The organism is Pseudaminobacter soli (ex Li et al. 2025), from assembly GCF_003012705.1.
Lineage (GTDB): Bacteria > Pseudomonadota > Alphaproteobacteria > Rhizobiales > Rhizobiaceae > Pseudaminobacter > Pseudaminobacter soli.
Genome location: NZ_PXYL01000011.1, coordinates 106,285 through 130,212, shown reverse-complemented (window position 1 = coordinate 130,212; position 23,928 = coordinate 106,285). Strand labels below are relative to the sequence as shown.

Genomic DNA, 23,928 nt, shown 5'->3' with positions numbered 1-23,928 from the left:
TTCATTCCACCGGTACAGGCTTCGGCTTGCCCTCGCCGTCCAGCGCCACCATGACGAAATCCGCGTCGGTCACCCGTTCCATCAGGTCGGTGAGATAGCGCTGCGCCCAGGCTTCGACTTTCAGCGTCATCGAGGTGCGGCCCACGCGCGTGACATGGGTGTAGATGCACAGCGTGTCGCCGATCTTCATCGGCTTGGCGAAGGACATTTCCTTCACCGCCGCCGTCACGACGCGGCCCTTGGCGCGTTCGGCGGCGCGGATGCCGCAGGCAAGGTCCATCTGCGCCATCACCCAGCCGCCAAAGATGTCACCGGCGGCGTTGGCATCGGCCGGCATCGCCAGCGTGCGCAAGGTAAGCTCGCCCGTCGGCTTGCCGTCTGCGAAATGGGGCATCTGGAATCTCCGAAAACATCTCCTGCATGGATGGCAGTTGCAGCCGCGTTGGGCAAGTTTTGGGCACGAGTGACATTTTCGCCCGTCGCTTTTTTCACAGGCCATGCCGGTCGCCCATAGGCCGAGGCGGTGGAACGGGGTCTAGGCTTGAATCGATACTTCAGCCAGTTCGCGGACGGTCTTTCGTTTCCCATGCAAGACTATGATTTCATTGTCGTCGGCTCCGGCTCCGCAGGCTCTGTGGTTGCGGAAAAACTGTCGGCCAGCGGGCGCTTCTCGGTGCTGGTACTGGAGGCAGGTGGCACCGACCGTCGCTTCTTCGTGCAGATGCCGCTGGGCTACGGCAAGACCTTCTTCGACCCGGCGGTAAACTGGAACTACAAGACCGAACCCGACCCAGGTCTTGCCGGCAATGCCGACCACTGGCCGCGTGGAAAACTGCTCGGCGGCTCGAGCTCGATCAACGCCATGGTCTGGATCCGCGGCCAGCGCGAGGACTTTGATGGCTGGGCAGCGGCCGGCAACACCGGCTGGGGTTTTGACGACCTCCTGCCAATCTTCAAGGCGATCGAGGACAACGAGGCCGGTACCGACGAATGGCGCGGGCGCGGCGGCCCGATCCACGTGACCGACAATCGCAGCCGCGTGCATCCCCTCACCCACCGCTTCCTGAAGGCCGGGCAGCAGGCAGGCCTCGCCCTCAATCAGGATTTTAACGGCGCTGCCCAGGAGGGCGTCGGCGTTTATCAGATCAACACCAAGAGCGGCCGCCGCTGGTCCGCCGCCCGCGCCTTCCTACGCCCGGCGATGAAGCGCGCCAATATCCGCGTCGTCACCAACGCGCTGGCAACAAGAATCCTGTTCGAGGGCACCCGCGCGGTCGGTATCGAATATCTGAAGCATGGCCGCACGATCACTGCGCGCGCCGGTCGCGAGGTAGTGCTGTGCGGCGGCTCGGTCAACACGCCGCAGCTCCTGCAGCTTTCCGGCGTCGGCCCGGCCGATCTCTTGAAAAACCTCGGCATTCCGGTGGTACACGCCAACGCCCATGTCGGCGCCAATCTGCAGGACCACCTCGGCATCAACTACACCTATAAGGGCCGCCTGCCGACGCTGAACCAGACCCTGCGCCCCTGGTGGGGCAAGATGCTGGTCGGCATGCAATATCTGCTTCTGCGCACCGGGCCACTGTCGATGAGCATGAACCAGGGCGGCGGCTTCTTCCGCACCGATGCGGGCCAGACGCGCCCTAACATGCAGCTCTATTTCCAGGCATTCTCGACCGTTCTGCCCAAGCCCGGCGAGCGCCCCATCCTGACGCCCGATCCATGGCCGGGCTTCTCCATCGGCCTATCGAACTGCCGGCCGTCGAGCCGCGGCTCGATCATGATCCGCTCGCGCAATGCGCTCGACTATCCGAAGATCGTGCCCAACGGCTATTCCACCGAGACAGACGTCGCCGAAATGCTGGCGGCCGTAAAATTCGTGCGCAAGATCGCGTCGATGCCGGCAATGAGCGAGGTCATTACGGAAGAGGTGTTGCCCGGCCCGAAATGCGTGGGCGACGACGAGCTGATCGCCGATTTCCGCAAGCGCAGCGGCACGGTCTATCACCCCGTCTCCACCTGCCGCATGGGACCGGACGCTTCGCAGTCCGTGGTCGATCCGCGCCTCAAGGTGCACGGCCTGGCGGGCTTGCGCATCGTCGACGCCTCGATCTTCCCCGACAACATTAGCGGCAACACCAACGCAGCTTCCATCATGACCGGCTGGAAGGGCGCGGAGATGATTTTGGAGGACCACCCATGAAAATCACCGACGTAAAAACCTTCGTCGTGGGCAATCCGCCGCCGGGCATCGGCGGGCGCTATTTTATCTTCGTCAAGCTCACGACCGACAGCAACGTGGTCGGCTATGGCGAGGCCTATAACGCCACATTCGGTCCGCATGTCACCGCCCGCATGATCGAGGACCTCGCCGAGCGCTACCTGGTCGGGCGTGATCCGCACGACATCGAAACCTTCTTCCGCCGCGCCTATTCCTCCGGCTTCTCGCAGCGCCCGGACATTTCCGTCATGGGCTGTTTTTCGGCGCTGGAAATTGCCTGCTGGGACATCATCGGCAAGGAAGCGAACAAGCCAGTCTACAAGCTGCTCGGCGGCCAGGTACACGAGGCGCTGCGCTCATACACCTATCTCTATCCCACCACCGGCAGCGCCGTACCGGCCGAGGCCGACAATCCCGACAAGAACGTCTACAACGATCCGGACCTCGCCGCCGAATGCGCGCTCGCCTATGTCGAGCAGGGTTTCAACGGGGTGAAGCTCGACCCCGCCGGCCCCTACACCGCCTTCGACGGCCACCAGCCACGCCTTATCGACATCGACCTGTCGGCACGCATGCTGAAGGCGATCCGTGAGGCGGTCGGCGACCGCGCTGACATTCTGTTCGGCACGCATGGCCAGTTCACGGCATCGGGCGCGCTGCGCATGGCCAAGGCCATCGAACCCTACGATCCGCTGTGGTTCGAGGAACCAGTGCCACCGGACATGCCGGAAGTGATGGCGCAGGTTGCGCGCGGCACGTCGATCCCCATCGCGACAGGCGAGCGGCTGACGACCAAGTTCGAATTCGCCCGCGTCATCGAAAACCGCGCCGCCACCATCCTGCAGCCGGATCTCGGCCGTTCTGGCGGCATTCACGAAACCAAGAAGATCGCGGCCATGGCCGAGGCCTACCACATCCAGATCGCGCCGCATTGCTATTGCGGGCCGATCGTAGGCGCCGCCAACATCCAGCTTGCGACGACCCTGCCCAACTTCCTCATCCTCGAGTCTCTGAAGCAGTGGGACGGCTTCCACGAAAAGCTGCTCAAGAAGAAGATCGAATGGCAGGACGGCAACGTCATCCCGTCGAAGGAACCCGGCCTCGGCGTCGAGCTGGACGAAGCGGTGTGCCAAGCGCATCCCTGGACCGGCACGGAGTTGCACCTGCAGATGACTCAGGAGCCGCTGTTCCCATAGGGCAAAAATCCGATTCCGGATCAGCGGCTTGGCCGCCGATCCGGAATCATTTTCTCATCTACTCTCGCATTGCGGCAACCGACACGAAGAACTCTTCCGGCCCATCCACTTCGACCAGACGTCGCTTGTCGATCAGCCAGAAGCGATTGCCCACCGCGCGAACGAAGCTGCGGTCGTGCGACACCAAGAGGCAACTCGCCTCGCGTTCCAGCAACTCCGTCTCCAGCGTCTCCTGCCCATCGATATCGAGATGGTTGGTCGGCTCGTCGAGGAGATAGAAATTTGGGTTGGCAAGGCGCAGCGCGAGCATGCCGAGCCGGGCCCGCTGCCCGCCGGAGAGCCTGCCGATCGGCCGGTCCTGCATGTCGACATTCACCCCTGCCCCGGCCAGCAATGATCGCGCGCGTTGGTCGCCGATGTCGAAGCGCCGGCCGATCATGGCCAGCGGCGTATCGTCGTCGCGAAGATCAGCCAGCGCCTGGTCGGCATAGCCCAGCACCACCGAGGGCGTCGCCCTGAGTGTATCGGGAACCGAACCGGCCTCGGTGATGGCCTTTCGGATCAAACTCACGAGTCGCGACTTGCCGGCGCCGTTGCGGCCAAGCAGGACGATGCGGTCGCCCTGGCAGATCCAGCGCTTGCCGGTCTTGAACAGTAGCGTCCCGTCCGGCGTCTCGACCGCCGCATCGTCCAACGTCACCAGCACCTTGGCATGCGTGCCGCGATTGGTGAGTTTTATCGCACCGGCGGATCGCTCCTGATGCGCCGGGCGCGCGGCGTCTTCCAGCCGCTCCGCCCGCTGCTTCAACTGCTTGGTCTTCACAACCAGAAGATCGCTGCCGGAGTTGATGCCGATATTGTTGAGCTTGGCCGCCTGGCGGCGCAGTTGCTGCGCGGTCTTCATGTCGCGCTGAAACTTGCGCTCGTCCGCGGCATCGATTTCGTCCAACGCTTCCCGCGCCCGGCTATAGGGCAACGAAAAGCCCTGCGACTGCTCGGGCCTCAGAAACAACGTTCGGTTCGTCGTGGCGTCGAGAAAGGCGCGGTCGTGGCTCGACATCACAACCGGCACGTCGCGCGGCAATGCGGTCAGCCATTCCTCGAGCTGGCTGATGCGGGCAAGGTCGAGATGGTTGGTCGGCTCGTCGAGCAGCAGTACGTCGGGCTCCGTGACCCAGACGCGCGCGAGCAACGCCAGGCGCTGCCAGCCGCCGCTCAGCTTGCCGAGCGGGCGCCGATAGAAATCCTGCGGCACGTCGAGCGAAGCCAGCACGACATCGACGCGCCAGGCCTCCGTTTCGGCCTGTTCGGCCGGAAGCGCCTGATGGACGGCGTCGTAAAATGGCGTAGCCAACAGGCCTGCCGGAACATCCTGCTCGACATGGCCGACACGCAGGCCGCGGGAGCGGGTGATCTCGCCGGCGGTCGGCTCAAGGCTGCCGGCAATGCATCTCAGCAGCGTGGATTTTCCACGACCGTTGGCGGCGATGAGGCCGAGGCGGTCGCCTGCTTCGACAGCAAAATTTAGGTTCGAAAAGAGCGGCGCACCGAGGGTGATGCCGAGATTGCGGGCATTGATCAAAGCCATGGTCGTTCTCTGGTCTTGCCGAGCGTTTTGGCAGCGGAACCACTCGCGGTTCGGGCTGCTTCGACCTGCTCTTGTTCCTTGGGCGCAGGCCGTCATGGCTCGGTTGATTTCTGATTGATTTGCGTTTCGCCGAGCCAGCAGGCTCGGCGGCACGCTACCACTCAGGGCAGACCAGGAAGATTTGTCTGAAAAGACGGTCTCTGATCAGCCCTGCAGACGCATCCGCAGGGCATGAACGGGGCCGCGCTGGCGGTCGTGCCGGAATAACGTATTCACGCGCAGCCCTCCTTCTTGAATGAGTTGACGCCAAGTTCAATACCGGCACGAAAGAAAAGATGCAACCCAACGTGGCCGGTCCAATGTCTTGGCCGGCTATTCGCAATCTGCAGGTCACGTTTAGACAACAGTCCTTGCGACAACCAAACCGAAAGCGTCGGTTTGCCCGGCGGTCAGGCCGAGCAAACCGAAATGAACGTCAGGCCGGAGCCTTGGACAAAGTTTCGAGGTTGCTCCGCAGAGTGTCGACCGGCTGCTTGAGGATCGGCTCGACGCCGGGAAGCGCCAGCACCTTGTCGAGCTCGGCATTGATCGTCGGCAGGTTGGCCGAGATCAGCGTGGCAAGGGCGGTGCGCCCCGTGGCGGGCAACTGCGCGGCCAGACCGTTGACCTTGCCAAGTTCGGCATCAGCCTCCTGCAGCTTGGGCACTGCGGTCTGAGCGCTCGCCGCATCCGATACCTGACTCAGCGAAGTCTTCACGGTATCGAGCGCCGTGGCAGTCTGTTTGGCGATGTCGGAGCCGCCGGGTACGGCGTTTAGCGCGGCCAGGGCCTGCGTGGCGCGCGTCTTCAAATCGCCTCCCGGAATTCCCGCGGTCATTCCAGGATCAACGCCTTGGTGCGGCTCGGTTGTGGGCTGCTGCTGGGCGACCTGAGGTCCTGCCGGCTGGTTCCTCTCGCCAAACCACCACCATGCACCACCCGCAATCAGGATGGCAGGGATGACCCACAGCCAGTTGGCCGATGAAGAGGGCGCTTGTTGCGCTGCAGCCGCCCGCTGGGCCTGGATGTCCACCGTCGGACTCGTCGCTGTCGTCGCTGCGGCACGCGGTGGCGGCGGGGCCGCTATGTCACCGAGCAAGCCTGCGCCTTTCAGTATGTCGGTAAAGCCAGGAGGAAGCGCGGCCTGGATGTGGCTCGACTGCGATTTGAGCAGTTGCGCGAGCCCGGAAACGTCGAGCCCCCGCGCAACCGTTTCCTTTGCCAGCGCACCGGTCACTACCGGCGCCAGAACGCCCATCAGCGACGAGGCCGCGCTCTGGTTCGTGCCGGCAAATTTCGAAACGGCGCCAGCCAACGTCTGCGTGGCCGAACCGCCGAGCAGCGACGAAACCGTGTTGAGCCCGTTTTCCACCAGCGTCTTGCGGTCCGAGCCAGCGAGCATTTGGGTCAGATTGTCGAACGTTCCGGTGGGTTGTCTTGCAACCGTGTCGTAGAGCTTGCGTGCCCCATCGGGCGTCGTGGCGATCTTGGCAAAGCCGCCAAGAAGCGCAGGAACGATAGCCGAAGTGGCTTGCTCGGTCACGTTCCCGTCGAGACCGACGAGTGTCCCGATGCGGCTCATCGTGTCCGGCGTCAGGAATTGCATGATATGCGAGATGAGATTCGTGGCCATATTCATCCTCCACGTGCAGGAGAGCGACAGACCCTGGCGTTCATGGACTGCATTGAACCGCCATGGTCGGCGTTTCTAGGCAAGTCGGTTCAGCTCAGCTGTTATTTTACCATCCGAGCCATGGCACCGCCAGCTTTGCAGCCGCAAAAGTGAATTGACAGCCTTGCAGCACGGCCTGCGGCACTGCGGAAATTACCGGTCGCGCGGCGACCGGTGCCCATATGAAAGGCCGGTCACACTGGACCGGCCCTTGGAAATCAGTGCCGAAAGGCTACTTCATGCTTTCGACCGCTGTCGCCATCTTGTCTTTGTCGATCATCATCTTCACGTGCTCGCCGGGCTTGAAATGGTCGAGCTTAACTTCGGGCCGGGTCATGACGGACATGCCGTCTTCCATCGTGATCATGTGCTTCTTCATGTCGATCGACTTGATCTTGCCTTGCATCTCACCAGCCATCGCCGACGAAATGAGCAACATGGACATGAGGGCAGTTCCAAGGACGGTTTTCATGAGGCTTCTCCTAAATCCTGGCGCTGCAAATGCGCCGTGGGCCGGCGTGCAGGCGCTGAGCGAGTGGCTGGCTAACGCGTGACCCGCAAAACGGTTGCCGTCGTCGAGGTAAATTCGAGAACAAGGTTCTGCTTTCAGGCGCACGGACGAAAAGACCGACCCGCAAAGCGGGCCGGCCTGATACTGGAGCCGATATCGGGGATTGCGATCTTTACTTCGCAACTTCCACGGCAGTGGCCTTGGTGGTGCTGTCGTCGACGGTCACCTTCACCTTGGCGCCCGCAGTCAGCACGCCGAGGGCCTCGGGCGTCACGGCGTCGTCAGCGACAACAGCGGTACCGTCTTCGAGGGTGATCGTCTTCGTCGCGGGATCTACCGACTTCACCACGCCTTCCAAGGTTCCTGCATAGGCAGCGCCCATGAAAGCCAGCGAAGCAGCGGCGGTAACGAGAATCTTCTTCATGACAAGTACTCCGTTATGTTCAGCGCCCGGCGTTTGCTCGCCGCGGGGAAGACAACAAGCCCGCCGGACGCCCTGGAGATAGGGTCGATAGGCCACGTCCGGCAAATCACAAAGAATGAATTTTATCAACGAAAACATAGGCTTATTTGCGCCACATTTGGCAGCCTGCAAGCACGCCCGGCTGCTTCGCGCCGCGCCTCTCGGAGAAATGTTTCAAGCGCATCCCGGAGAAATCACCGGTTTGGGCGGAAAGGCACCCTGCCGTGTTACAGCCACCCAGGCGCCGCAATCTCTGCGGGAACCGATCACGCTGGAACGCGTGAGTTGCGTTTCCACATTTCGCTTTCGCCTCCCATGGCTGAAAGCCTCGGCAAAATTGCCTAGCAACATCGCGACTTCACACGAATCGAGCTTTCTGGCATGCATTGCCCAGCTCCTCACCAGCCTTGAAAGTCGCTTCCGTGCATCCCTTCATAGAACTGATCGGCACGATCGCGGCCGTGATAACGACGTTTGCCTGGCTACCGCAGATTGTGAAGATCCTGCGTGACAAGCAGACCAGCGATATTTCTTGGGGCACGACCGGCACCCTGGCCGCCGGGGTGCTGCTATGGGCGATCTACGGCCTGTTCCTGGGCTCCTGGCCGATCATCATGGCCAACGTGGTGACCTTCCTGTTCATCGCAACGATCCTCGGGTTGAAGCTGCGCTATGGCTGAACCGTCTCCCATCAGCCAAACAGGGGCCGCGGGCTGTCAGGACTTTGCGGCCAGTTGCTTGAGGTTCTTGTAGCCACGCGGGCCGGCCTGCTTGATGGCGGCGCGGTAAATATCCTCGATCTGCGGCAGGATGATCCCGGGAGCCAGCTTGCCGGTCACGGTGCTGCGGTCGACCGATCCGTCGCTTGCCCGCAATTCCGGATTTCGCGCGAGCAACTCGGCCGCGCCGGCCAGGCCATCGATGTCGCCGATTGCAAAGATGCGGTCCTTCGGCAGGAGGTCGGCCATGTTGCCGACATCGGTCGAAATCACCGGGATGGCCTGCGCCATCGCCTCCAGGGGCGCGATCGGCGCCTCCTCGCGCACGGAGGTACAAAGAAAGACGTCCATCGCCGGAACCAAGGCGACCGCGTCCGATCTTTGTCCCGGCAGGTGTATTCTTCCGCGCAGGGCCGGATCGGCAATCGCCTCCTCCCAGCCCGGCATTTGCTCGTCTTCCAATCCACCGATCAGCAGCAGTTCCGCGTCGATCCCCGCGGCGACCAGCTTGCCGAGAATGCGCACCATGTCGATCTGACGCTTGCGCTTGCCGACCATACCCACGCTGCCGAGCAGGAATGCCTCGTCGCGTATGCCCAACTCCCGACGCGCGTTGCTGCGCGCTTGGTCGGACACGGGCGACAGGGCACCGGCATCAAACATGTTCGGCACGATATGCATGCGACGGGGGGAAACCAACAGCCGCCTCGTGTAGTAGTCGGCGGTCTGCTGCGACAGCCCCACCACGGCATGGGCAAACCGCCACGGTATCTGAAACTGGCGGGCATGTGCCGTCATGACGGTCGGAACGCCATCGACGATCGCATAGATCATTCCGAACTTGTTGGCGCGGCTGCCATGCGTGTGAATGAGCGTTCGCCGCCAGTCGAGGATCGGATAGCCGGTTTCCCTAAGATCGGCAGGCAGTGTCTTGAAGCTGCTTTCCAGCATCTTGATCGGGCCAGCGAAGCTCTGCTTTCCGATCCAGGACTTGCGCGGATAGACCAGCATCACTTCGTGCCCGGCCAGGATCTGCTGATCGATCAGCGTCTTGGTGCTGGTCGCCACGCCGTTCAGACCCGTGTGGCTTATGAGATGAGCGATCTTCATCGGCTTGCGCACCAATACTGAAAGGCCAACGGCCAAGCGTTACATGGAAGGAAACGGAGAGCTTATTTCGGTAGACCGGATGACAAGCGCTAGGTGCGGGCCCGAAGCCATCCGGCACCACTGACACCGCCATGTCAGGAGCCGAGGTGGCAGAACGTCTTTTGCCCAACCTGCCCTTTTCATTTTTCCGGACTCCTACCATATTCCAGCGCATGGCCAAATCCCCCGAAAAGAAAACGCCGCGCCAAGCTGCGGCTCGCGATGACCGACCGGCAAAGGGCGTGCGGCGCAGTGCGCTGACCGACTTCCTCGACGCGGCCGAGCCGCTGGAGCGCAAGGGCTTTTCCGAGGCTCCGCAGGCTGAACTGTCGGGCACGCCGCTAGGCGGCTCAATCTCGGACTGGGCCGAAGAGATTTCGCGGGAGGCCGAGAAGGCAAAGCCCAAGCCAGCCAAGAAAATCCCCGAGCGCTCTGCTGCCCCGACCAGATCTGGGCGCGGCACCTCGATGGGCGGCGCCGCCACGGCCAAGGAGCGCGCCGCCGCCGGCCTCAATCCAGTCGCCGGCCTCGACATCAGCCTGGAGGAGGCCGAGACGCTCGCCCCTGCGGGCGTCACCGCAACCGTCGCGGCACTTTCCGCATTGATCGAGAGTGGCAACCCGCTGCACAAGAACGGCGAGCTTTGGGTTCCGCACCGGCCCGAACGGCCGGAAAAGTCCGAAGGCGGCGTGGCCATCAAGATGGTTTCGGATTTCGAGCCGGCCGGCGATCAGCCGACCGCCATCAAGGATCTCGTTTCAGGTGTCTCTGAACATGAGCGCACGCAAGTGCTGCTCGGCGTCACCGGCTCGGGAAAAACCTTCACCATGGCCAAGGTGATTGAGGAAACGCAGCGCCCGGCCCTGATCCTGGCGCCGAACAAGACCCTGGCCGCCCAGCTCTATGCGGAGTTCAAGAAATTCTTCCCCGACAACGCGGTAGAGTATTTCGTCTCCTACTACGACTACTACCAGCCGGAAGCCTATGTGCCGCGCACCGATACCTTCATCGAGAAGGAATCGACGATCAACGAGCAGATCGACCGCATGCGCCACTCGGCCACCCGCTCGCTGCTGGAGCGCGACGACGTCATCATCGTCGCCTCCGTGTCCTGCATCTACGGTATCGGCTCGGTCGAGACCTACACTGCGATGACCTTCCAGATGCAGGTCGGCGACCGGCTCGACCAGCGTCAGTTGCTCGCCGACCTCGTCGCCCAGCAATACAAGCGCCAGAACATCAACTTCGTGCGAGGCTCGTTCCGCGTGCGTGGCGACACCATCGAAATCTTCCCGGCCCACCTTGAGGATTCGGCCTGGCGCGTCTCCATGTTCGGCGACGAGATCGAGCAGATCACCGAATTCGACCCGCTGACAGGCCAAAAGACCGGCGACCTGAAGAGCGTGAAGATCTACGCAAACTCGCACTATGTGACGCCGCGTCCGACGCTCAACCAGGCGATCAAGTCGATCAAGGAGGAATTGCAGCACCGCCTTGTCGAGCTTGAAAAGGCCGGGCGCCTGCTTGAAGCGCAGCGACTGGAGCAGCGCACGCGCTTCGACCTCGAAATGCTGGAAGCGACAGGCTCCTGCTCCGGCATCGAAAACTATTCGCGCTATCTAACCGGCCGCCGCCCCGGCGATCCGCCGCCGACCCTGTTCGAATATATTCCGGACAACGCACTGGTCTTCATCGACGAAAGCCACGTAACCGTGCCGCAGATCGGCGGCATGTATCGCGGCGACTTCCGCCGCAAGGCGACGCTGGCCGAATACGGCTTTCGTCTTCCCTCGTGCATGGACAACCGGCCTCTGCGTTTCGAGGAATGGGATGCCATGCGTCCGCTCACGGTGGCCGTCTCGGCAACCCCCGGCGGCTGGGAGATGGAGGAGGCCGGCGGTGTCTTCGCCGAGCAGGTCATCCGCCCGACGGGCCTCATCGACCCTCCTGTCGAGGTGCGTCCGGCCAAGAGCCAGGTCGACGATGTGCTGGGCGAAATCCGCGCCACCACGCAGGCCGGCTACCGTACTTTGGTCACGGTGCTGACCAAGCGCATGGCCGAGGACCTGACCGAATATCTGCACGAGAACGGCATTCGCGTGCGCTACATGCACTCGGACATCGACACGCTGGAGCGCATCGAGATCCTTCGCGACCTGCGCCTCGGCGCCTTCGATGTGCTGGTCGGCATCAACCTGCTGCGCGAGGGCCTCGACATCCCCGAATGCGGCTTCGTCGCCATCCTCGACGCCGACAAGGAAGGTTTCCTGCGTTCCGAAACCTCCCTCATCCAGACGATTGGGCGCGCGGCAAGAAACGTCGACGGCAAAGTCATCCTCTACGCCGACAACATCACCGGATCCATGGAACGCGCCATGGCCGAGACGACTCGCCGCCGCGAAAAGCAGGTGGCGTGGAATGAGGCCAACGGGATCACACCCGAAAGCGTAAAGTCGCGCATCTCGGACATTCTGGAGTCCGTCTACGAGCAGGATCACGTCCGCGCCGACATCTCGCAGTTCACCGACGATGCCGGCGCCTTGGTCGGCAACAATCTCAAGACGCATCTTGAAGCGCTGGACAAGCAGATGCGCAACGCCGCCGCCGATCTCGATTTCGAAAAGGCCGCACGCATCCGTGACGAGATCAAGCGTCTGCGCGAGATGGAGCTCGCGGTCTCCGACGACCCGCTGGCGAAATATGCCGACATGGAAAGCCCGGTCTCCGGCCGCGAAAAAGGCAAACACAACAAGGGCATCGCGAAGCATCGCACCACCGACGACAAGGGCGACTCGTCTCTGTTCCGCAAGCCGCATCTGGACGAAATGGGCGCCGACGGCGCAAAGCCGCTCGGCAAGTCGCTGTTCCAGAAGCCGCATATCGATGACATGGGGCCTGGGACCGATATGGCGAAACCGGCCGGCGCCGTTTCGCGCTCGTTGTTCAAGAAGCAGACGGCAGAGGAGGCGCACGGCGCCGACTACGGACTGCCTGACGACCATGACAGCGGAAAATCGCTGTTCCGCAAGAACAGCCTCGACGAGATGACCGTGCGCCGCACCGAAAAACCGGTCGAGAGCGTCAAGCCGATCAAGCGGGCCAAGATCGGCGCTGGCTCCTATGAGGATCCGGCCGACGAGCGCGCCAAGGCGCGACGTCCGGGCAAGACCGGCAAGCCGGGACACTGACCAACAAACCCGCGCGCTGCGCGGGTTTTTCCCTTCGGCGATCAGGCATTCCGGCGCGCACGGTGCCGTCCCCATGACAAGGCGTGCCCGCGCCCTAGTTCCTCCTGCGCACCGCCCCGCAGCCCGCATTTTCGGGCCTTAGACGCCGGATCAGCGGCGGGGCCGGCCGTCCAGACAACAGGAGGAAGCCATGTCTGTCGCCAAGGTCACGGAAATCACCGCCACCTCCGACAAGAGTTTCGACGACGCCGTGAGAATGGGCGTGGAACGCGCCAGCAAGACATTGAAGAACATCACCAGCGCCTGGGTGAAGGATCAGCAGATCAAGATCGCCGGCGGCAAGATCACCCATTACCGCGTCCACCTGAAAGTCACCTTCGTGCTCGAAGACTGACGTCCCGCACGCCGCGCCGGCTGCCATATTTCCGCCGGAGCCGGTCGCGGCGTTCTTCTCCTTTACGAGCTAGCGTCGCCCCACAATTTGCGGCTCAGCATCCAGTCGCGGCGGAGCATCCCGTCAAGCCTGTCTTGTCCATAGGTCTCGACAAGATTGGGCTCCTTGGCGAACAGGGAAACGCCAAGCCCCGCGCGACCGCCGGGCAGCTCCATTCCCAGCACTTGCAACAGCGTCGGGAAAACGTCGAACATGGCAGCCTCGCGCTTGATCACTGCAGGTTCGATGCCATCGCCGGAAATGCTGAAATAGTTCATGCGCCTCTTGGCGTTCAACTCGCCAGAGTGCTCATTCTCCATGATGAGATGATCGCTTTGTATGGCGACGATGGTGTTTTCCAGCAGCCCCTTCTGCTTCAGAACAGCCAGGAACGTCTTGATAAGATAGCCGGTGCATTTGATGGCGAATTGCATCTCGCTCAACTCGCCCTGCTCAAGCTTCTGTCGGCAGGTCCTCGACACATGGCCATTAGGTGCATGGCCGCCGATGGTGGCCATCGAGAAGGCGAAAGGCTTGTCCTGCTTTCCTAGAAGTTCGATACGCTTCTCCGCCTGCTCGAACAGAGTGTCGTCGTAGAGCCCCCATACATTGAGGTAATCGCCCGCGATTGCCCGGTAATCTTCAACTCCGCTTCGGAAAGCGAATTTGTGGCCGTCAACGAAAGTCGCTATCCCCGCGAAATGGCTGTCACCGCCGTTCATGAACTCGGTGTGATACCCGTTCGCATTCAGCACGTCGCTTAAGCAATCGATAGGGGCGAAGAAGCTGGCCTGGTGCGCGAAGTTATTCTCGCTAAACAGGCCGCGCGGCTGAAGCGGGACACCGCACTGCGACGACACGAAGCCAGCCATCGTCCAGCCGGTGTTCGCGAGCTGGCGTATGCCCTGAACTTCGATGCCGGACGCTGCGACTTCGGACATTTCCGCAAATGTCTCGGCGCCGTGATTGATGTCGGCAAACGTCCGCTCCTCGCTCTCCGCATAGATGATGATGATGTTTTTCTTCTTCACGCCTTCGGGCAATTGCTTCGGCGGAGCGGTATAGAAATTGGTCAGCGTCGGATCGGGTGGGCTCAGATAGAAATCGGCGGCTGTCCAGACTATGGGATTCGCTGCAACGAAGGCCAAGGCGAGGCTGATATCCACATAGTGGAACCGCGGGTCATGACGCCTGAGATAGAGCAGCGACAGCAGGAAACCGACAAGAGAGAGCGCGACATAGAATACCTTTGCGCCGCGAATATCGGGATGTCCGCCGTTCATGCCGGATTGCAGATGGTAGACGACCGCACCGAAATCGAAAGCACCGAAAACAGCAAAGACAAAAACGTAAACCGCGAGGAATATGACCGGGATCAAACTCCAGAGAAACAGCGACTTCTTCTTGGAGTCCTTGCTGTCGTAGAATTTAAAAACAAAAGCCGCGAAAAGCGCCGATAGAATATAAATAATTCTCTGTCGCCCATGGAAATTGAAGATCATTCTCAGCGGATAGAAAAACGACATCAGGAAAAGAAATAGAACGATGCGCTGATTTCTGATCACGGTGCCCCCCGAACGATCGGCCCGAGAGGCGCGCAAGGTCGCATCTCCAGACCACACCCGATTCCGGAACTGACATAGACCTTTCACAAAAATGTCACAATATGGCCGTGGCAAAATCGGGAAAGTCACAGCCTCTCAAAAAGAAGAGCGATACCCTCAAGTAAAAGCAAAGAAAGTCCGTGCCCTGCCTTACATTGCCTGACTGCTAATGCCTCACGCAGAAACAGGTCAGGCCAGAGATGGCGAAGGCACGCGACCATGGCATGGCGAGAAACACAAGCGATCCGAAGTTCATCGACTTGGTAACCGCCCCATCAGAAAGATGATTTTCAGCCAACAAATCATCCTCTCGATTTCGTGATCGAATGCAACTGCTCTATTCCGGCATAGGCGGCTGATTCCATTGCGCTTTGTAAAATGATGTCAGAATTATAACTCAACCTCGACTTGCAAACTTCACATTTCCGTGCGATAGATTTGGTGTTCGGGCATTTACTGGCCCGGAGATTGGACGTCTTGTGCGAACCCTTTCCCCGACACCGTGAATCTCTGACGGCCTCTTTTTTTGGCGGGAGGCCCAACCGTGCGCGAATGCACGGCCGCCAAATAGCTACGCCCCCTTCCCTCCGGCGCCAGACGGACGGCAAGGGTCTACCAACGAACGGGTGAAGGAGTTCTCCCCAGTGTCCCAGAGCGGAACCGTAAAGTTTTTCAATGCCACCAAAGGCTTCGGCTTCATCACGCCCGACGGCGGCGCCAAGGATGTGTTCGTCCACATCTCGGCTGTCGAGGCCTCGGGCATACGCACCCTCGTCGATGGCCAGAAGGTCACCTTCGACGTCGAGCCTGACCGCATGGGCAAGGGCCCCAAGGCGGTGAACCTGCGCGTCGCCTGACAAAGGCGTGCCTCTCGCCCGGCGTGACATACAAAAGTTTATGTGACGTTCCGGGAGACTGAACCGACATCATGCAAAGGGCGTAGCATTCGTTTGCTGCGCCTTTTGCTTTCGTCGGATCGTTAGGCAGGAAAGATAGTGCTGGAAACCGCCCTCCTGCTACGAAAGGCAGAATTTTGCCGACAGGTTTCTTCGCCGGCTTGGCTTCCACGAAAACTTTTACTTGCCCCTGCCGCCAAAATATGGAGAAACTTAGTCTTCGGGTTTTGCGGGCCCGGAGAATGGAATGGCCTGCCCCAGGAGAACCACGAGGTATCCTGGCTGCATCGCGAACAAGAGGGCAATGCCCCGGCGCGACAACTATTTCTTCTCCCCCCAAGTGAACGACCGAGCCGGAGCGGGTGAATCCCGCCCGTGATGGAACTATGAGGGGAATACAAGGAGTTACCCATGCCGCAGACCGGCACCGTTAAATTCTTCAACCATGCCAAAGGCTTCGGCTTCATTACGCCGGATGATGGCGCCAAGGATGTTTTCGTTCACATCTCGGCCGTGCAGGCCTCTGGCCTACCCGGACTGGAAGACGGGCAGAAAGTGACCTTCGAAACCGAGCCGGACAAGCGCGGTAAGGGACCCAAGGCAGTTAATCTGACGGTGGGCTAATCTGGCTCACAGCCTTTGCGATGGGCGGCCAGAAGGCCGCCTGTCGCAATTTTCCATACGCCCGACATGGGCGGCAGCTCCCGACGCAAAGCCGCGCCGGCGTTTGCAGATCGTGGGGCGATTTTGCCGCCCGACCTGACGGTCGAAGGCGGTAGCGGAATTCTTTTTTCCGCCTCCTTCCCGCCTTTCTCTGCCTCGATTTGAGCCGCAAGAAGCCGTTCAGCCTGCGTTCAGGCTGAGCACATTATGTCTCTGACGAACGCTTGGGCCGCATCTAAACCGAAGTGGCGGGTACGCGAAGGAGACCATCATGAACCGCTTTCTCAAGACCACCGTTCTCGGCATCGCCGTGGCTGCGACCACGCTGGCGTCGCTGCCAGCCGCGAATGCCGGCGAGCGCTGGCGTCACTACGGCCATCGCGACCGCACCGGCGACATCGTTGCGGCCGGCGTTCTCGGACTGGCGGTCGGCGCCCTTGCCGTAGGTGCCGCAAATGCGGCCTCGGAGCCACGCTACTATGAGCCGGCCGATCCCTATTACGAGCCGGACTACGTCTATGAGGAGCCGAGCTATCGCTATGTCCGGCGCCCTGCCCCGGTCTACGTCCGCGGCGGTTCTCTCGAGCCCTGGTCGCCGGCATGGTATCGCTACTGCGAAAACCGCTACCGCTCGTTCAACTCGCGTTCGGGCACCTTTACCGGCAATGACGGCCTGCAGCACTTCTGCACCGCCAGCTAATCCCGCCTGAGGCCCATGAACACCGGCAATTCCCTGACAAAGTGTGGGGAATTGCCGTAGGCCGAGGTGCGGAAAAACACCGGCACCGCTGTTCACTTTTCCGGGTAGGGGTACCGCATTCCTTGTAGTCCAAAGCCCCTCCCTTATGTCTCTCCTTATAGCTTACCCCCACACCCAAAGCGGGTTTGCGAGAAGGAGATTGTCATGATTAGCCCTCTCAAGACCGCCGCCCTTGCCGCAGCCATATGTGCGACTTCGCTGGTCTGCGCGCAGTCGGCAAATGCCGATGAATTCACTACTGTCTACCCTTCCTACGATCTCTACAGGCTCCCGAACGGCAGCCTGGCGGTGAACCCGGGCGACGTTGCGGCGAACTATGGGATCACCGCACCGGCCTGGGCCTATGGAATGACTGCGCCGGGCTATGCTTACGGAATGGCCGCTCCGGCCCCGGTCGCGCCGGCGCCTGTCGCTCCAGCCCCTGCCCCGGCCCCGGCCCCTGCCTATGGGATCACTGCTCCATCCCACGTCTATGGGATCACCGCCCCCGGGCCAGCGATGGGACCCCAGCCATGGTCGGCGGAATGGTACCGCTATTGTCATGACCGCTATCGCACGTTCAACGCGAGCACAGGCACCTTTGGCGGCCATGACGGCCAGCTGCATTTCTGCAGGTGAGTTCCGCGAGCAAACGCGGATTTGACGACGATCAGTCTGTCATGGTTCCCCGCAAGGCGCGGGGGACCATGAACGGGAGGTTGTTTTAGGCCCATTCACAATTCGCCCCGCGGACGCCGATTTCCTTGCAGTCCGCTCCAGCTTGCTTACCTGTCTCCTTACATCTTGACTCGCTAATATAAGCGGGTTTGCGAGAAGGAGATTGTGATGATGAGTCCTCTCAAGACCACTGTTCTCGCCGCGGCCGTTGCCGCGACCACATTGACCTCCGCGCAAACGGCGAACGCCAACCCGGCCGTGGCTTGGGCCATCGTTGGCGGCGTCGCGGCAGGCGCATTACTGGTCGGCGCGCTAAGCTATCCCCGCTGGCATGGAGCTTACGCAGCACCGGCATATTCCGGCACCCAGCCCCTCTATGCTCCCGCTTACGCAGGCACGCCGCCCACATATGGCGTGACCTATGTCGGCACGGCGCCGCTATACGCTCCTGCCACTGCCGCGACCGTGCCGAGCCAGCCCCGGTCGGCTGGTTGGCTCTCCTACTGCGAGAGCCGCTACCGGACATTTGATCCCGGCACCGGCACCTTTATCGGTGCGGATGGCCGGCGGCATTTCTGCCACGGTTGACTCCGGACAATTGAACGACGGTTCCCCGCAAGACGCGGGGAGCCATCGCAAACAACAAGCGGCAACGTTTGCGTAGTCGTTCACAATTGAGCCCAAAGCCGGTTGAATTCCTTGCCGTCCGACACTGCCCCCTTATCTCTTTCCCCATAGCATTAGAGCTTTACCCGCCGTTCAATGCGGGTTTGCGAGAAGGAGATTGTGATGATTAGTCCTCTCAAGACCACTGTTCTCGCCGCAGCTTTGGCTGCGACCACACTGACCGCATCTGTCCCACGGGCAGAAGCAAATCCTGCGGCAGCATGGTGGATCGTAGGAGGCGTCGCCGCGGGCGCCTTGCTGCTAGGGGCGGCCAACTGGCACAACAACTGGTGGGGCGCGTCCCCCGCCTATGCCGGCGTGCAGCCTTTATACCCGCCCTCCGGCGCCTATGTCGGCACGGCACCGCTGTACGCTCCGGGTGCGGTGGCAGCCATGCCGCTCTACGGCCCCGGCTATGTGACGACGGCGCTGGTGGCGTGGTCGCCTGAATGGATGAATTACTGCCAGAACCGCTATCGCACGTTCAATCCCCGTACCGGCTACTTCATCGACTCCACTGGCCAGCCACATTTCTGCGGCCGTTGACCCCCGGACAATCAAACAACGGTTCCCCGCAAGGCGCGGGGAACCGCAGCAACCAAGAAGTTTGCGCGCTCGTTCACAATTGGGCGCGAAGTCAGTCGAGTTCCTTGCCGACCGACCCTACCCCCTTATCTCTTTCCCCATAGCATTAATGCTTTACCCGCCATCCGATGCGGGTCTGCGAGAAGGAGATTGTGATGATTAGTCCTCTCAAGACCACCGCTCTCGCCGCAGTTTTGGCTGCGACCACACTGACCGCATCCGCTCCACCGGCAAATGCCAACTGGTGGGGTCTGTTCCCCGGCTACACCGCCACGCAGCCGTTGTATCCGCCCTCCGGCGCCTATGTCGGCACTGCACCGCTGTACGCTCCGGGAGCAGCGGCAACCATGCCGCTCTACGGCCCCGGCTACGTGACGACGGCACTGCAGCCCTGGTCGCCCGAATGGTTCAACTACTGCCAGAACCGCTATCACACCTTCAATGCCAATACCGGGTACTTCATCGACTCCACTGGTCAGCCGCATTTCTGCGGCCGTTGACCGGCGCATGGGTCCCTCGACCATATGATCGAGGGACCCATCGAAAGGGCGTTCTCGCCTCACCTCTCGCAAAGCCTCAACTCAAACGCCAAGGTGGCCGCCCGCCATGCGAGCGGCCACAAAATCAGATCGTCCAGAGGCGATTTCAGAGAACGACGACCGGCGTTCCAATCCTTACGCGGTCATAGAGATCCACGACATGCTCATTGAGCATGCGGATGCAGCCGTTTGACACCGCGTGGCCGATCGTCCACGGCTCGTTGGTGCCATGGATGCGATAGAGCGTGTCCTCGCCTTCGCTGCTGTAAAGATAGAGAGCGCGCGCGCCGAGCGGGTTGTGCGGCCCACCGTCCACGCCGTCAGCATATCTGGCGTATTTGCGCGGATTGCGCTCGATCATGTCGTCGGTCGGCCGCCAATGCGGCCACTGTTCCTTGCGGCCGATCACGGCACGGCCGGACCATTCGAGCCCAGCCCTGCCGACTCCCACCCCATAGCGGCGTGCAATGCTGGGGCGGATGACCAGGAAGAGGAACCTCTGCCGCGGATCGATCACCACGGTGCCCGGCGCATATTCGCGCGAATAGGCGACCTGTTGCGGCGAGAACCTCGGGTTGATGGAGTAATGTCTGTGGTGGGTGTTGGCTGCCAATGCGGCCCGGGGCACCGCCACAGCGGTCACCAGCCCCAGCATGAACGAACGGCGAGTGAACATGAACTGCCCTCTTCGCACACGGAATACATGCCTGAAATGCCGACAGTTACCCTTAAAAGTTTAGGTCGCATTTCGGGCACGTCCAGAGGACGAAGAGCAGGCCCATTCCATGAGCCATGGCATGTGATCGGCCCTTTGGGACAGCCACCCGATTGAAGAACGTCAGTTCTGCTGGTCGGCCTGATCGGCGAGCAGGACCGCGTCGGGCCGGCTGATCGGCACGCGGGTGCGCGACGTCTTCTTTGCCAGTTCCTTGGCGCCGTTCTTCTCGAGCATGGTCCGGAAGCTCGGATGCATGCCGCCGTCCGAATAGGCATGCGCCGAGATCAGCGTGCCGTTTGCCGCCGCTTCCATGGCGCGGGTATCGGCATCGCGCTTGGCGACCAATTCCGGATCGGGTGCATTCGTCATCGGCGGACAGGCGGCAAGCGGGTTTTCCGGCTCGCCATTGGCGAACTGCGCGTCGAACACATAGTGCCCGCCGCAAGCCGAAACGACGGGCGGCCGGCGCTTCACCTCGAGAATGTCGTAGCCTTCCTTGAGGTTCTTCCAGAACTTCATGTTCGGGTCGTCGCGATGCCGCGCCATGTTCTGCGGCGTCATGCGAAACGGGAAGGCCTGCACCTGGAACGAGGTCTGCCCGCCCCGAAGCGCCTCGCGCACCACAGCATAGATTTCCGAAACGCCGTCGTCGGTCATCGCATAGCAGCCCGAGGACGAGCAGGCGCCGTGCACCATCAGCGACTCTCCAGTGTATCCGAGCGCGTTTTCCAGCTTGTTCGGGAAGCCGATGTCAAAGGACAGGTAATATTGCGATGCAGGATTCAGCATCTTGGCAGTGACCTGGTAAAAGCCCTCGGGCGCCTGACGGTCGCCATTGCGCTTCTTGGGCCCGAGCTGGCCCGACCAGCGGCACATCGGATAGGCTTTCAGCAAAGCGTAGCGGCCGCTGGCGGTCCGTTTCCAGATCTCCAGCTCGCTCTCTTCCTTGAAGATGCGCACGAGGATCGGGTCCGACGGCTTCATTTGCCGGGCCATCATCTGGCTCACCAGCTGGGCCGGTATGGGCTGGCTCGCCTTCACATTGGGATCGAGCACACTCGTCACGCAGCCAGCCAGCGCCGTCGAAAGCGCCAGAGCAGCCAAAGGAACAGCAAGTCTACGCAGCAGATTCAAATCCAGATCGTCCCCGAAAGCCCTCACCCGAGAATCCCCTGCCATCCATCTGTGGCGGAACTGCGGGCGTCAAATCATGTTCTGCGACAATTGTTGGCACATATGCTTAACGAAGTCTTGCCCTCAGGCGCCTTGCGTTTTGCCGCTCAGCAAGCGCAAGGCGTTGCCGACGACCAGCAACGAGGCGCCGACATCCGCAGCTATCGCGCCCCACATGGTGGCGATGCCGAAGGCCGTCAGCGCCACGAACAGCGCCTTGACGCCGAGCGCGAAGACGATGTTCTGCCGGATGACGCCCATGGCGCGGCGCGAATGGCGCACCAGCCACGGCACCTTGGAGAGATCGTCGGTCATCAGCGCAATATCCGCCGTCTCGATGGCCGCATCGGAGCCGATCGCCCCCATGGCGATGCCGAAATTGGCGCGGGCCATGGCTGGCGCGTCGTTAACGCCGTCGCCGATCATAGCAACCATCGGATGGCGCTTGGTCAGCTCGTCGATGGCCGCCACCTTCTGCTCGGGCAGAAGCTCGGCCCTGACCGTGTCGATGCCAACCTGCCGCGCCACGCTTTCGGCGGCCGTGCGGTTGTCGCCGGTCAGCATCACCACTTCCTTGATACCCTCGGCATGCAGCGCAGACAGGATCGCCTTGGCCTCCGGCCGAATGGTGTCGGCCAGCGCGACGATGCCGCAGAGGTGCTCGTCATTGCCGATGACGACCGTGGTTGCGCCGGCCTGTTCCAACTCAGCGATGCGCGCGGCGACGGCATCGGTTGCCTGCCCGCGTGCGACTGCATAGCGCCAGGAGCCCAGCCAATAGGTCTTGCCGTTGAAGACGCCCTGCACGCCCTGACCGGGCAGCAGTTTTACGTCTTCCGCCGCAATCGGCGCGACGCCCTTCTCCTTCATGTAGCGCATGATGGCGTCTGCCAGCGGATGCGAGCTGCGCGCCTCGAGCGCCCCTGCGCGTTGCAGCAATTCCTTCTCATCGTGGCCCGAAAGCGGGATGACATGCGTCACCTGCGGCTCGCCCTTGGTCAGCGTGCCGGTCTTGTCCATGGCCAGCGCCTTCAGCTTCGAGGGCAGCTCGATGAAGGTGCCGCCCTTGATGAGCACGCCATTGCGCGCGGCCGAGGCGAGCGCGGCGACGATCGACACCGGCGTGGAAATGACCAGCGCACAGGGACAGGCAATGACCAGCAGCACCAGCGCATTGTAGAACCATGCCCGCCATTCGCCGCCGAACAGCAACGGCGGCACGACGAACACCAGCAGCGACAGCACCATCACTGCAGGCGTGTAGACGCGCGCAAAACGCTCGACCCACTGTTCCACCGCCGCGCGGCGGCTATGCGCATCGGAAACCATGCGGATGATGCGCGCGAGTGCCGTGTCCGTCGCCGGCTTGGTCGACTCGACTTCCAGCAGCCCCTCGCCATTGATGGTGCCGGCAAACACCTCGTCGCCCGGCTCCTTGCTGACAGGGATGCTCTCGCCGGTGATCGGTGCCTGGTTGACGGCGCTGGCGCCCGAAACGATACGGCCATCGAGCGCGATGCGGTCTCCGCCGCGCACGATGAAACGGGCGCCGACTGGCACATCGGCCGCCTTCACCTCGCGCTCGCCATTCGCATCCTTCACCCGCACCAGCGGCGGCGCCAGATCCAGCAAGGCGGACACGGCATTGCGCGCGCGGCCGACGCTCCAGCTTTCCAGCATCAGCGACAGGGCAAACAGGAAGGCGACGGTGGCCGCCTCGAACCATTCGCCGATGATCAGCGCGCCGGCCACGGCCACCATCATCAGCAGGTTCATGTCCGGCGACATCCGCTTGAGCGCATACCAGGCCTTGATCGCGACGAAGCGCGCGCCAGTGATCACCGATAGGATCAGCGCCACCTGCTCGGCGAGCGGCGTGCCCTCCGGGTGGTGAAAACCCATGATCTCGAGGAAGGATTGCCCCGGCGAGGTCATGACATGGATGACAAAGCCGGCAATCAGGAACAGGCCGCTCAGCGCGGTGAACAGTTTTTGCTCGGCCAGCCGCGAATCCTTGGCCGGCGGTGCGCCTTCCTGCCATGGCTCGGCCCGCATGCCGGTGGCGGCAATGGCCGACATGATCGTACCGCTCTGGATCGATCCCGCGCTGGCGAGAACGGTCATGCGGCCGTTCAAAACGTCGAAAGCCAGGTGCGCGGCGCCGCCGACCACCGGCCCGACGGCCGACTTGAGCGTCGCCACTTCCTCTGCGCAGTCCAATCCGAACACCCGGAAGCTTCGCCCCGAAACCACCGGCGCTGCGGTGATATCGGCATTCAGTGCATCGTGGTCATGAGAATGATCGTGGCCGCAGCAGGCGTGGCCATGTTTGTGCGAATGATCGTGGTCATGCTTGTGCCCGTGCGCCTCGTGATCGTGCTCAGGCTGCGCCCTTGCCGACTTCTCGGCATGGTCGTGGCCGCAGCAGGCGGCATCGAGCTTGATGATTTCGGCGTCTTTCCGGACGGACATGGCTTGCTCCTGTTCG

The 23,928-nt window shown here is 61.9% G+C and carries 22 protein-coding genes; 12 read left to right on the top strand and 10 right to left on the bottom strand.

Going from position 1 to position 23,928, the window contains the following annotated elements:
* Position 1: 1 nt before the first annotated feature.
* Positions 2-394 (bottom strand): acyl-CoA thioesterase, encoded by a 393-nt coding sequence (locus C7I85_RS20440; protein WP_106725866.1) that lies wholly within the window; start codon positions 392-394, stop codon positions 2-4.
* A gap of 192 nt (positions 395-586) precedes the next feature.
* Here C7I85_RS20440 and C7I85_RS20435 point away from each other — a divergent pair, with 192 nt between their 5' ends.
* Together C7I85_RS20435 and C7I85_RS20430 are read left to right on the top strand one after the other, a co-directional pair.
* Complete coding sequence (locus tag C7I85_RS20435; protein ID WP_106725936.1) at positions 587-2,203, top strand: GMC family oxidoreductase; 1,617 nt, start codon at positions 587-589, stop codon at positions 2,201-2,203.
* Entirely contained in the window at positions 2,200-3,417 is a 1,218-nt protein-coding gene (locus C7I85_RS20430; RefSeq protein WP_106725865.1) for a mandelate racemase/muconate lactonizing enzyme family protein, read from the top strand. The genes C7I85_RS20435 and C7I85_RS20430 overlap by 4 nt, the downstream gene beginning before the upstream one ends.
* Positions 3,418-3,475: 58 nt before the next feature.
* Here the strand turns inward: C7I85_RS20430 and C7I85_RS20425 are convergent, their stop codons facing one another.
* The 4 genes from C7I85_RS20425 to C7I85_RS20410 form a co-directional block, all read right to left on the bottom strand.
* Positions 3,476-5,005, bottom strand: a complete 1,530-nt coding sequence (locus C7I85_RS20425; RefSeq protein WP_106725864.1) for an ABC-F family ATP-binding cassette domain-containing protein — start codon at positions 5,003-5,005, stop codon at positions 3,476-3,478.
* A 475-nt stretch (positions 5,006-5,480) separates the two neighbouring features.
* A complete protein-coding gene (locus C7I85_RS20420) occupies positions 5,481-6,677 on the bottom strand; it encodes a DUF937 domain-containing protein (protein ID WP_181257236.1) in 1,197 nt (398 codons plus the stop codon).
* 271 nt (positions 6,678-6,948) lie between these two features.
* A complete protein-coding gene (locus tag C7I85_RS20415) occupies positions 6,949-7,188 on the bottom strand; it encodes a DUF1344 domain-containing protein (RefSeq protein ID WP_106725862.1) in 240 nt (79 codons plus the stop codon).
* Between the two features lie 211 nt (positions 7,189-7,399).
* Positions 7,400-7,651, bottom strand: a complete 252-nt coding sequence (locus tag C7I85_RS20410; protein WP_106725861.1) for a DUF1344 domain-containing protein — start codon at positions 7,649-7,651, stop codon at positions 7,400-7,402.
* Between the two features lie 461 nt (positions 7,652-8,112).
* Here C7I85_RS20410 and C7I85_RS20405 point away from each other — a divergent pair, with 461 nt between their 5' ends.
* Entirely contained in the window at positions 8,113-8,370 is a 258-nt protein-coding gene (locus C7I85_RS20405) for a SemiSWEET family sugar transporter (protein ID WP_245445021.1), read from the top strand.
* A gap of 36 nt (positions 8,371-8,406) precedes the next feature.
* Here the strand turns inward: C7I85_RS20405 and C7I85_RS20400 are convergent, their stop codons facing one another.
* The gene (locus tag C7I85_RS20400; RefSeq protein WP_106725935.1) at positions 8,407-9,519 is read right to left on the bottom strand and encodes a glycosyltransferase family 4 protein; all 1,113 of its coding nucleotides are present in this window, start codon (positions 9,517-9,519) and stop codon (positions 8,407-8,409) included.
* Positions 9,520-9,731: 212 nt separating this feature from the next.
* Here C7I85_RS20400 and uvrB point away from each other — a divergent pair, with 212 nt between their 5' ends.
* Both uvrB and C7I85_RS20390 read left to right on the top strand, forming a co-directional pair.
* Positions 9,732-12,746 (top strand): excinuclease ABC subunit UvrB, encoded by a 3,015-nt coding sequence (gene uvrB, locus C7I85_RS20395; protein WP_106725934.1) that lies wholly within the window; start codon positions 9,732-9,734, stop codon positions 12,744-12,746.
* A 190-nt stretch (positions 12,747-12,936) separates the two neighbouring features.
* A complete protein-coding gene (locus tag C7I85_RS20390; protein ID WP_106725859.1) occupies positions 12,937-13,140 on the top strand; it encodes a dodecin family protein in 204 nt (67 codons plus the stop codon).
* 62 nt (positions 13,141-13,202) lie between these two features.
* Here the strand turns inward: C7I85_RS20390 and C7I85_RS20385 are convergent, their stop codons facing one another.
* The gene (locus C7I85_RS20385; RefSeq protein ID WP_146148904.1) at positions 13,203-14,744 is read right to left on the bottom strand and encodes a sulfatase-like hydrolase/transferase; all 1,542 of its coding nucleotides are present in this window, start codon (positions 14,742-14,744) and stop codon (positions 13,203-13,205) included.
* Positions 14,745-15,427: 683 nt separating this feature from the next.
* On the opposite strand from C7I85_RS20385, the gene C7I85_RS20380 reads away from it, so the two are divergent.
* The 7 genes from C7I85_RS20380 to C7I85_RS20350 all read left to right on the top strand — a co-directional run bounded on the left by C7I85_RS20380 (position 15,428) and on the right by C7I85_RS20350 (position 19,510).
* The gene (locus C7I85_RS20380; protein ID WP_106725857.1) at positions 15,428-15,640 is read left to right on the top strand and encodes a cold-shock protein; all 213 of its coding nucleotides are present in this window, start codon (positions 15,428-15,430) and stop codon (positions 15,638-15,640) included.
* A 450-nt stretch (positions 15,641-16,090) separates the two neighbouring features.
* On the top strand, positions 16,091-16,303 hold the full coding sequence (locus C7I85_RS20375; RefSeq protein ID WP_056105658.1) for a cold-shock protein: 213 nt from the start codon (positions 16,091-16,093) through the stop codon (positions 16,301-16,303).
* A 310-nt stretch (positions 16,304-16,613) separates the two neighbouring features.
* Positions 16,614-17,042 (top strand): BA14K family protein, encoded by a 429-nt coding sequence (locus tag C7I85_RS20370; RefSeq protein ID WP_106725856.1) that lies wholly within the window; start codon positions 16,614-16,616, stop codon positions 17,040-17,042.
* A gap of 204 nt (positions 17,043-17,246) precedes the next feature.
* On the top strand, positions 17,247-17,720 hold the full coding sequence (locus C7I85_RS31685) for a BA14K family protein (RefSeq protein WP_245445020.1): 474 nt from the start codon (positions 17,247-17,249) through the stop codon (positions 17,718-17,720).
* Positions 17,721-17,927: 207 nt separating this feature from the next.
* Entirely contained in the window at positions 17,928-18,347 is a 420-nt protein-coding gene (locus tag C7I85_RS20360; protein ID WP_106725855.1) for a BA14K family protein, read from the top strand.
* Positions 18,348-18,548: 201 nt separating this feature from the next.
* Positions 18,549-18,971, top strand: coding sequence for a BA14K family protein (locus C7I85_RS20355; RefSeq protein ID WP_106725854.1), 423 nt, complete (start codon positions 18,549-18,551; stop codon positions 18,969-18,971).
* Positions 18,972-19,165: 194 nt separating this feature from the next.
* Positions 19,166-19,510, top strand: a complete 345-nt coding sequence (locus C7I85_RS20350) for a BA14K family protein (RefSeq protein ID WP_181257235.1) — start codon at positions 19,166-19,168, stop codon at positions 19,508-19,510.
* Positions 19,511-19,655: 145 nt separating this feature from the next.
* On the opposite strand, the gene C7I85_RS20345 is transcribed toward C7I85_RS20350, so the two are convergent.
* The 3 genes from C7I85_RS20345 to C7I85_RS20335 form a co-directional block, all read right to left on the bottom strand.
* Positions 19,656-20,225 (bottom strand): L,D-transpeptidase, encoded by a 570-nt coding sequence (locus tag C7I85_RS20345; protein WP_210203063.1) that lies wholly within the window; start codon positions 20,223-20,225, stop codon positions 19,656-19,658.
* A gap of 162 nt (positions 20,226-20,387) precedes the next feature.
* Positions 20,388-21,371 (bottom strand): L,D-transpeptidase family protein, encoded by a 984-nt coding sequence (locus C7I85_RS20340; protein WP_106725852.1) that lies wholly within the window; start codon positions 21,369-21,371, stop codon positions 20,388-20,390.
* Between the two features lie 153 nt (positions 21,372-21,524).
* Positions 21,525-23,912 (bottom strand): heavy metal translocating P-type ATPase, encoded by a 2,388-nt coding sequence (locus tag C7I85_RS20335; RefSeq protein ID WP_106725851.1) that lies wholly within the window; start codon positions 23,910-23,912, stop codon positions 21,525-21,527.
* Between the last annotated feature and the right edge of the window lie 16 nt (positions 23,913-23,928).